The 8,830-nt window shown below is 68.2% G+C and carries 6 protein-coding genes and 1 pseudogene; 4 read left to right on the forward strand and 3 right to left on the reverse strand.

Annotated features, from left to right (window positions below):
• Nucleotides 1-183: 183 nt before the first annotated feature.
• Complete coding sequence (locus ACODR1_RS20010) at nt 184-1,380, reverse strand: N-acetylmuramoyl-L-alanine amidase family protein (protein ID WP_488882024.1); 1,197 nt, start codon at nt 1,378-1,380, stop codon at nt 184-186.
• 539 nt (nt 1,381-1,919) lie between these two features.
• Here ACODR1_RS20010 and ACODR1_RS20015 point away from each other — a divergent pair.
• From ACODR1_RS20015 to ACODR1_RS20030, 4 genes are all read left to right on the forward strand, one after another.
• Nucleotides 1,920-4,580: an Rne/Rng family ribonuclease gene (locus tag ACODR1_RS20015; RefSeq protein WP_488882025.1), complete on the forward strand. Its 2,661-nt coding sequence runs from the start codon at nt 1,920-1,922 to the stop codon at nt 4,578-4,580.
• A 151-nt stretch (nt 4,581-4,731) separates the two neighbouring features.
• Nucleotides 4,732-6,138, forward strand: coding sequence for a M48 family metalloprotease (locus ACODR1_RS20020; RefSeq protein WP_488882026.1), 1,407 nt, complete (start codon nt 4,732-4,734; stop codon nt 6,136-6,138).
• Nucleotides 6,139-6,179: 41 nt separating this feature from the next.
• Nucleotides 6,180-6,917, forward strand: coding sequence for a DsbA family protein (locus ACODR1_RS20025; RefSeq protein ID WP_488882027.1), 738 nt, complete (start codon nt 6,180-6,182; stop codon nt 6,915-6,917).
• Nucleotides 6,918-7,106: 189 nt separating this feature from the next.
• Nucleotides 7,107-7,436, forward strand: a complete 330-nt coding sequence (locus tag ACODR1_RS20030; protein ID WP_488882028.1) for a hypothetical protein — start codon at nt 7,107-7,109, stop codon at nt 7,434-7,436.
• A gap of 94 nt (nt 7,437-7,530) precedes the next feature.
• Here ACODR1_RS20030 and ACODR1_RS20035 read toward each other — a convergent pair.
• Together ACODR1_RS20035 and ACODR1_RS20040 are read right to left on the reverse strand one after the other, a co-directional pair.
• Nucleotides 7,531-7,672 (reverse strand): annotated as a pseudogene (locus ACODR1_RS20035) (hypothetical protein); the annotation flags it as partial.
• A gap of 18 nt (nt 7,673-7,690) precedes the next feature.
• Nucleotides 7,691-8,506, reverse strand: a complete 816-nt coding sequence (locus ACODR1_RS20040; RefSeq protein WP_488882029.1) for a thiazole synthase — start codon at nt 8,504-8,506, stop codon at nt 7,691-7,693.
• Nucleotides 8,507-8,830: the final 324 nt, after the last annotated feature.

An 8,830-nucleotide genomic window follows, 5' to 3' on the forward strand; every position in this document is an offset into this window, starting at 1 on the left:
GTAACCCGCATCGGGCGAGGCGCCAACTTCGTGCGGTTGGAGTTTCTGCCGACGCCCTGCGTGGTCCTCGTCCCTCGACAGGCTCAGGACGAGGACCAGATACACGCGCAGGCAGGTGAGAAACCTCACCCTGAGCTTGTCGAAGGGCGGGGTTTCCGCCCTGGAAACTCAAGAGTCCCGACCTTAGCGAGCGCTGATCCGGGTCTGGGCGGCGAAGTAGGTTTCGATCGAGCTGGCCACGGCGTTCATCAGCCGCTCGCGACCTTGCGAGCTCTTCAGCAGCTTCTCGTCCTCGAGATTGGTCATGAAGCCCATCTCGAGCAGCACGGCCGGCACGTCCGGGGCCAGAAGCACGATGAAGCCGGCGTCGCGGTGGCTGCGGCGCAGCAGCACGGTCTCGTCGCCGACCTTCTCCAGCAGGGTCTCGGCGAAGGCGGCCGACCGGTTCTTGGTGGCGCGCTGCGACAGGTCCAGCAGGATCTGGCCGACGGCGCGGTCGCGGCCCGGCAGGCTGGCCTTCATCAGCCAGTCGTCCTTTTCCAGCACCCGGGCGGCGCGCTCGGCGCCCTTCTCCGACAGGGTATAGACGCTGGCGCCGCGGGTGCCGACGTCGGGGCCCGAGTCGGCGTGCAGCGAGATGAACAGGTCCGCGTCCGAACGGCGGGCGATCTGCACGCGCGATTCCAGCGGGATGAAGGTGTCGGTGTCGCGGGTCAGCACGACGATGAAGCGGCCGGACTTCTCCAGCTTGGTCTTCAGCGCCTTGGCCGCGGCCAGGGTGACGTCCTTCTCGTTGGTGTTGGCGCCGGCCGAGCCGGGATCCTTGCCGCCGTGGCCGGCGTCGATGACGATCGTCTTCTTCAGCTTCAGCGTCGCGGGCTTGGCCGGGGTCGAGACGGTGGTCGGGCGCATCACCGACGCGCCGGCCGAGGCCGGATCGGCGGCGGCCAGGTCGATCACATAGCGGAAGGCGGTCGCGCCGTCGGCGGGCGGCAGCAGGAAGCGACGCTTGACCACGGCCTTGGAGGAAAGATCCAGCGACAGGCGCGCGCCGCCGGCGGCCTCGTCGATCACCCAACGGTCGACCAGGCCATGGCCCGCGCCCTGCAGGTCGCCGGAAACCGTGACGTTGGGCAGGCCCACCACGACCCGGCTGGCCGCGGCGCCGTCGCCGATCAGCTTGCCCACGGCCGCGCGATCCAGGTCGATGACGACTCGGGTCTCGGCGCGGTCGCCGCCGAAGCGGACCTTCTGGACGCCGGCGGCCGGCGCGGGGCCTTGGACGGTCGCGACGGCCACACCGGCGAGCGCCAGGGCGCCGACGATCAAAGCCGCCTTCGCCCAACCCGTTCTCGCTGCTCCGATGACGACCTTACGCATTACCGCCCAGCCAATGGCGTTACCTGAAAAACCAATGACGGATATCGCCTGGGGCGGGTAGAGAAACCGTTAAGGAAACCGTCGACTTCATCAATTTCATCGGTTGCTCCACGGCGCTTTTCATTTGTCTTCCGATGTTGCTAAAGTGGCGCCGTGCGCGGAGCGACGTCGTCAGACATGGCGCTTTGCGTGAGCGGTTCCCAAATGTCGGACGCGTCCATAGCGCCCCTCATGCCGGACCGCCGGACTTTGGAGTTTGCGGGCGATGGTCGGCGCGGGGCGGATGTCTCGACGGCCAAAGCCCAAAAGGGCCCGCGTCGGGCCCTGGCCGTTCCCGGCGACGACGCGTCATCCGATCCGCGCCACCCGGCGCGTCAAAGGAAACAAACGAAACCCCATGGGCTGCGCCGCACCCGATCGCCTCTGGCAACCGCCCTTCGAACTTCGCTCCGGCGAAGTCGCGGTCTGCGATGCGCGCGCCCTCCTTTCATATCGGCGCCCGGGCCTCGCGCCCGCCGCGCGCCGTGGAGATTCCCTGTATGTCGAAGAAGATGTTGATCGACGCCGCCCACGCCGAAGAGACGCGTGTGGTGGTCGTGGACGGTTCGCGGGTTGAAGAATTCGATTTCGAGAGCCAGACCCGCAAACAACTTCGTGGAAATATCTATCTCGCCAAGGTGACCCGCGTTGAACCCAGCCTCCAGGCTGCGTTCATCGAGTACGGCGGCAACCGCCACGGTTTCCTCGCCTTCAACGAGATCCACCCGGACTACTACCAGATCCCGGTCGCCGACCGCGAAGCGCTGATGCGCGATGATTCGCACGACGACGAGGACGACACCCCCGTTTCGCGCCGCGCCACCGGCGGCGAGGACGAGGACGACGCCAACGATCACGCCGTCGACGACGACGAAGACGACGTCGAAGAGGAACTGGCGCGCCGCAAGCGCCGCCTGATGCGCAAGTATAAGATCCAGGAAGTGATCCGCCGCCGGCAGATCATGCTGGTTCAGGTCGTCAAGGAAGAGCGCGGCAACAAGGGCGCGGCTCTCACCACCTACCTGTCGCTGGCCGGCCGCTACGGCGTCCTGATGCCCAACACCGCCCGCGGCGGCGGCATCAGCCGCAAGATCACGGCCGTGACCGACCGCAAGCGCCTCAAGAGCGTGGTGCAGAGCCTGGACGTGCCGCAGGGCATGGGCCTGATCGTCCGCACGGCCGGCGCCAAGCGCACCAAGGCCGAGGTCAAGCGCGACTACGAGTACCTGCTGCGTCTGTGGGAGAACATCCGCGACAACACGCTGCACTCGGTGGCGCCGGCGCTGATCTACGAGGAAGAAGACCTCGTCAAACGCGCCATCCGCGACATGTACGACAAGGACCTCGACGGCATCTGGGTCGAGGGCGAGGCCGGCTACCGCGAAGCGCGCGACTTCATGCGCATGCTGATGCCCAGCCAGGCCAAGAAGGTCTTCCCGTATCGCGAAGCCACGCCGCTGTTCGTCAAGAACCGCATCGAGGACCACCTGGCGCAGATCTACTCGCCGGTCGTCCCGCTGCGTTCGGGCGGCTACCTGGTGATCAACCAGACCGAGGCCCTCGTCGCCATCGACGTCAACTCGGGCAAGGCCACGCGCGAGCGCAACATCGAGGCCACGGCCCTCAAGACCAACATCGAGGCGGCTGAGGAAGCCGCCCGCCAGCTGCGCCTGCGCGACCTGGCCGGCCTGATCGTCATCGACTTCATCGACATGGATGAAGCCAAGAACAACCGCACGGTCGAGAAGGTCCTCAAGGACGCCCTCAAGGACGACCGCGCCCGCATCCAGATGGGCAAGATCTCGGGCTTTGGCCTGATGGAGATCAGCCGCCAGCGTCGCCGCACCGGCGTCCTGGAAGGCACCACCCACGTCTGCGAGCACTGCGAAGGCACCGGCCGCGTCCGCTCGGTCGAATCCAGCGCCCTGGCCGCCCTGCGCGGCGTCGAGGTCGAGGCCCTCAAGGGCAGCGGCGCCGTGACCCTGAAGGTCAGCCGCGCCGTCGGCATCTACATCCTCAACGAAAAGCGCGGCTACCTGCAGCGCCTGCAGCTGAACCACGGCGTGTTCGTCACCGTGCTGGTCGACGACGGCCTGCGCCAGGCCGAGCACGAGATCGAGCGCACCGAGCTGGGCGACCGCATCGCGCCGCCGGCCATCGCCTACGAGCCCGATCCCGTGTTCGACGAAGTCTTCGACGACGAGGACGAAGACGAGGAAGAAGAAATCGTCTCCGACGAAGGCGACGAGGACGAAGACGAGGACGAGGCGCCCCGCAAGGCCCGCTCGGACGACGATCGCGGCGGTCGCCGCAACAACAAGCGCCGCCGTCGCGGCCGTCGTGACGAAGAGACCTCGGACGAGCCTGCCGACGAAGCCGAAGGCGCCGAGTTCGACGCCGAGGCGGACGCCGACGCCGACGGCGACGACGAGGATTCGCGCCGCCGCCGCCGCCGCCGTGGCCGTCGCGGCGGTCGCCGCGGGGGTCGCGAGGACGGCGATCGCGCCGCCGACGTCTATGTCTGGAACCGTCCGCGCGTTCCGTTCGGCGACAACCCCTATGTCTGGCACGATCCGGAAGCCCTCGAAGCCCGTGGCGGCGAAGGCCGTCGCGACCGCGGCGAGCGCCAGGAACGCCCCGAGGCCGCCGAGCGTCCGGAACGCAGCGAGCGTCCCGAGCGCTCTGAGCGTCGCGAGCGTCGTCGCGGCGGTCGCGATCGCCAGCCGGCCGCCGAGACCCCGATCGCTCCGGTCGAGGTCGAGGACGTCGCTCCGCTGGTGCTCGAGCCGCCGGTGATCGAAGGCCCGCCCGCCGACGTCTGGGTCGAGCTGCCGACGCCGGAAGAAGCCGCCCCGACCAAGAAGCCGCGCCGCTCGCGCAGCCGTGGCCGCAAGGCCGAGGTCGAAGCCGCCGAAACCGTCGAAGCGGTCGTTGAACCGGCCGCCCAGCCTGTCGTCGAGGCCGTCGTCGAAGACACCCCGATCGTCGCCGCCGACGTCGAGATCGTTCCGGAACCGGCCCCCGAGCCGGTCGCCGAGGTCGTCGAAGCCGCCCCGGCGCCGGTCGAGCCCGAGCCCGCCCCCGTGGCCGCCGAGCCCGATCCGAACGAGATCGGCGCCCCGCCGGCCCAGCCCAAGCGCGGCTGGTGGCGTCGCGGCTGATCAGACAGCAAAGGACCGCGGCGGCGCCATGGCGTCGCCGCGGTTCGCGCCTATATCCCCTCCTAGACAAGCCACGCCCTTGCGATTTCCAGCCGCGCTTCCTGCGCGCTAGACTGCCGGACGGCGCGGGGGCGCGACCAGGAGACCATCGATGACGTCCCGCAAGAGGACCGTCGGCAAGACGTTCGGCGCCGGCCTTTCCGCCCTCGCCCTGCTGGCCTCCGCAGCCGCCCCGATCGCGGCCAACGCCCAGGGCCTGTCGCTGATCCGCGACACCGAGATCGAAGAGATCCTGCACCGCGATTCCGACCCGATCTACGCGGCGGCCGGCCTGGATCCCAAGACGGTCCGCATCCTGCTGGTCGGCGACAAGGAACTGAACGCCTTCGCCACCCAGGGCCTGATGATGGGCCTCAACACCGGCCTGATCCTGCAGACCGAGACCCCCAACCAGCTCAAGGGCGTCATCGCCCACGAAACCGGCCACCTGGCCGGCGCCCACCCGCTTCGCTCAGACGAGATGATGAAGGCCGGGCTCAAGCCGATGATCCTGACCATGGGCCTGGGCGTCCTGGCGGCCCTGGCCGGCGCGCCAGACGCCGGCGCGGTGCTGATGGGCAACGCCAGCTATTTCGGCACCCTGGGGGCCCTCGGCTACAGCCGCGAGCAGGAATCGCGCGCCGACCAGGCCGGCGCCAACTTCCTTGAGGCCACCGGTCAGTCGGGCCGCGGCCTCGTCGAGTTCTTCGACAACTTCCGCTACCAGGAGGTCTTCGACCAGTCGCGGCGCTTTGCGTACTTCCGCAGCCACCCGCTGTCGTCCGACCGCATCGAGGCCCTGCGGGCCAAGGTCGAGCGCCTGCCGCACTACGACGCCGTCGACAGCCCCGACGATCTGGCCGAACACGAGATCATGAAGGCCAAGCTGGAGGGGTTCATCAATCCCCAGACGGCCCTGATCAAGTACCGCGAGACCGACCGCAGCTTCCCGGCCCGCTACGCCCGCTCGATCGCCTACTACCAGATGAAGGAGCCCGACCGGGCCCTGAAGATCCTCGACGACCTGATCGCCGAGAACGACAGGAACCCCTACCTCTGGGAGCTCAAGGGCCAGATCCTGTTCGAGTTCAACCGCGTGGCCCAGGCCGAGGAGCCCCAGCGCCGCTCGGTGGCGCTGAAGCCCGACGCGGCCCTGCTGCGCATCAATCTGGGCCAGACCCTGATCGGCCTCGACGATCCCAAGAAGATCGAGGAAGGCATCGCCGAACTGAAGCGCGCCCTCATCAACGAGGGCGACAACGCCGTCGCCTGGCGCCTGATGGCCCAGGCCTACGACAAGCAGGGCAAGGACGGCGAGGCCCGTCTGGCCACCGCGGAGCAGTATTTCAACCTGGGCGCCGTGCAGGAAGCCCGGGTGTTCGCCATGCGCGCCCGCGAGCTCCTGAAGAAGGACACGCCCGACTGGCGGCGCGCCACCGACATCGTGCTGGCCTCCCGCCCCAGCGACCAGGACCTCAAGGCCCTGGCCAAGGAAGGCCTGACGGCGTCCAATCCCTGATCGCCGATTCCCCCTGAGACCGAGCTGAGACCGAGATCCGAATGCCCTTTCGCCGTCCCCTCGCCCTGGCCGCCGCCGCCCTCGTCCTGACGACCGGCATGGCCGCCTGCAGCCAGCCCAAAAGCGACGAGGAATTCGGAAAGAAGGTCCGCGCCTATCTGCTGGAAAACCCCGAGGTCCTGCTCGAGGTCAGCGCCAAGCTGCAGGAGAAGCAGCTGGCCCAGGCCGCCTCCAAGTCGCAGGGCGCGATCGCCAAGCATCGCCAGGCCATCGAGCGCGATCCGCGTGACTTCGTGGCCAATCCCAACGGGACGATCACGGTCACCGAGTTCTTCGACTACAAGTGCGGCTACTGCAAGATCGCCGCGCCGCAGGTGCTCGAGATCATCGAGAAGAACCCCGACATCCGCTTCGTCTTCAAGGAGTTCGTGATCTTCGGACGCGATTCCGAACTGGCCGCCCGCATGGCCATCGGCGCCCAGGCCCAGGGCAAGACCCTGCCCGTCTACAAGGGCATGATGACCGAGAAGAGCCTCGACGAAGCCGCCATCGCCCGCATCGCCAAGGCCGCCGGCGTCGACGTCGAGAAGGCCCGCGCCGACGGCGCCAGCGCCGCCGTCACCCAGCAGTTGCAGGACGTCCAGGGCCTGGCCCAGGCGCTGCACATCGAAGGCACCCCGGCCTTCATCGTCGGCGACAAGATGATCCCCGGCGCCGACATGCAGGCCTTGAAGCTGGCCATCGAGGAAGCCCGCATCGCGGCCAAGAAGAAGGGCTGACGCTCCGGCCGATCGGGCGGCAAGGATCGCCCGGCGGTTGAAACGGCGCGGCAAGCTTTGCCGCGCCCCGGCTCGCCGCCCCCGCGACACGTCGCCGCAACATGTTGATATCTTTGGAAACCGCCGTGCCAGCCCTGCTTGCACGGCGTTTGCTTTGCACCTCCCGCCAGATCAGCGGCGGGAGTTCACATGCTTATCTCCGGTTCCAATCCCTGGGCGACGATGTCGGCGAACGCGGCCAGCCGCGTCGACAGCGCCACCTCGACCTTCGCCCCCGCCTTCTCGGGCGTCAGCGACGGCTCGGCCCGCCAGGAACTGTACGACTACGCCGCCAAGTCGCCGGCCGAGAAGATGCGCGCGGCCATCCTCGGCAAGCTCGGCGTCACCGAGGAGGAGGTCGCGGCGATGGACCCCAAGGAACGCGAAAAGCTGGAAGACAAGATCATGCAGATGATCAAGGACGAGGTCACCCAGCAGGCCGAGGAAAAGAAGGGCGTGCTGGTCGACTTCAAGGCCTGACGCCCAAAATCCTCCCCCTCTGGGGGAGGTGGCGCGAAGCGCCGGAGGGGGGCCGTTTTCAGCTAGTGCTGAACCGGCAGGCTCCCCCAGCCACTCACTCGTCATCCCGGCCGAAGCGCAGCGCAGAGCCGGGACCCAGGGGCGACCGCAACGCGCTGGCCGCCGCCCGGAAGGGAACCTCGTCGCCTCGCCCAGTCTCCTGGGTCCCGGATAAGCGCTGCGCGCTTTCCGGGATGACGACCCTACGTGGATTCCTAGATCAGCCCCGCCAGCGGCGAGCTGGGATCCGCGTACAGACGCTTCTGCATCCGGCCGGCCAGATAGGCCTCGCGACCGGCGATGACCGCGTGCTTCATGGCCTTGGCCATGCGGATCGGGTCCTTGGCCTCGGCGATGGCGGTGTTCATCAGGATGGCGTCGCAGCCCAGTTCCATGCCGATGGCCGCATCCGAGGCCGTGCCGACGCCGGCGTCGACCAGGACGGGCACGCCTGCGTTCTCGACGATGATCCTCAGGTTGACGCGGTTCTGGATGCCCAGGCCCGAGCCGATCGGCGCGCCCAGCGGCATGATCGCCACCGCGCCGGCTTCTTCCAGCTTCTTGGCGTAGACGGGGTCGTCCGAGCAGTAGACCATCACCTGGAAGCCGTCGGCGACCAGCAGCTTCAGCGAGCGCAGGGTCTCTTCCATGTCCGGGAACAGGGTCTTGGGGTCCGACAGGACCTCCAGCTTGACCAAGTCCCAGCCGCCGGCCTCGCGCGCCAGGCGCAGGGTGCGCACGGCGTCCTCCCCCGTAAAGCAGCCCGCCGTGTTGGGGAGATAGGTGAACTCGGTCGGCTTGATGTAGTCGACCAGCAGCGGCTGGCTCGGATCGGTCAGGTTCACCCGGCGCACGGCCACGGTGACGATCTCGGCCCCGGCCGCGCGGGCGGCGGCGGCGTTGGTCGCATAGTCCTTGTATTTGCCCGTGCCCACGATCAGGCGCGAGCGGAAGGTGCGACCGGCGACGGTCCAGGTTTCGTCGGCGGAGGCGGCCGGCGCGGCGGATTCGGGGGAGACGTGCGCGTTCATGCGGTCGGTTTACGCCTGGGCAGCCTGGGTTTCAAATCCGTAGAGGCGCGGAAGGCGCAGCTAAAGCCCTTCCCCCTTGGATGGGGGAAGGGTTGGGATGGGGGTGACTCCGCGCGTTCAACCCGCACCGCCGTTTCAAGCCTGACCGCCGCACCCACCAACCCCGGCCCTTCCCCCATCCGCCAACGGGAAGGGAGAAGACGCGCGGACGGGGATAGAGCAGCGTAGATCCCCGGCGCATCCCGAAAACTCCTGAACAAATCCAACCGCTTCCAACTTTCTCACGCCCGTCGATCAGACGCGCTCAAACCCGCCGTACACTCT

This window comes from Caulobacter sp. FG7 (assembly GCF_057808875.1).

What these genes read in the sequence shown, in the direction of transcription:
- ACODR1_RS20015 (WP_488882025.1), top strand. Translation starts at nt 1,920, where the DNA reads ATGTCGAAGAAGATGTTGATCGACGCCGCCCACGCCGAAGAGACGCGT.
- ACODR1_RS20025 (WP_488882027.1), top strand. Translation starts at nt 6,180, where the DNA reads ATGCCCTTTCGCCGTCCCCTCGCCCTGGCCGCCGCCGCCCTCGTCCTG.
- ACODR1_RS20040 (WP_488882029.1), bottom strand. Translation starts at nt 8,506, where the DNA reads ATGAACGCGCACGTCTCCCCCGAATCCGCCGCGCCGGCCGCCTCCGCC.
- ACODR1_RS20020 (WP_488882026.1), top strand. Translation starts at nt 4,732, where the DNA reads ATGACGTCCCGCAAGAGGACCGTCGGCAAGACGTTCGGCGCCGGCCTT.
- ACODR1_RS20010 (WP_488882024.1), bottom strand. Translation starts at nt 1,380, where the DNA reads ATGCGTAAGGTCGTCATCGGAGCAGCGAGAACGGGTTGGGCGAAGGCG.
- ACODR1_RS20030 (WP_488882028.1), top strand. Translation starts at nt 7,107, where the DNA reads ATGCTTATCTCCGGTTCCAATCCCTGGGCGACGATGTCGGCGAACGCG.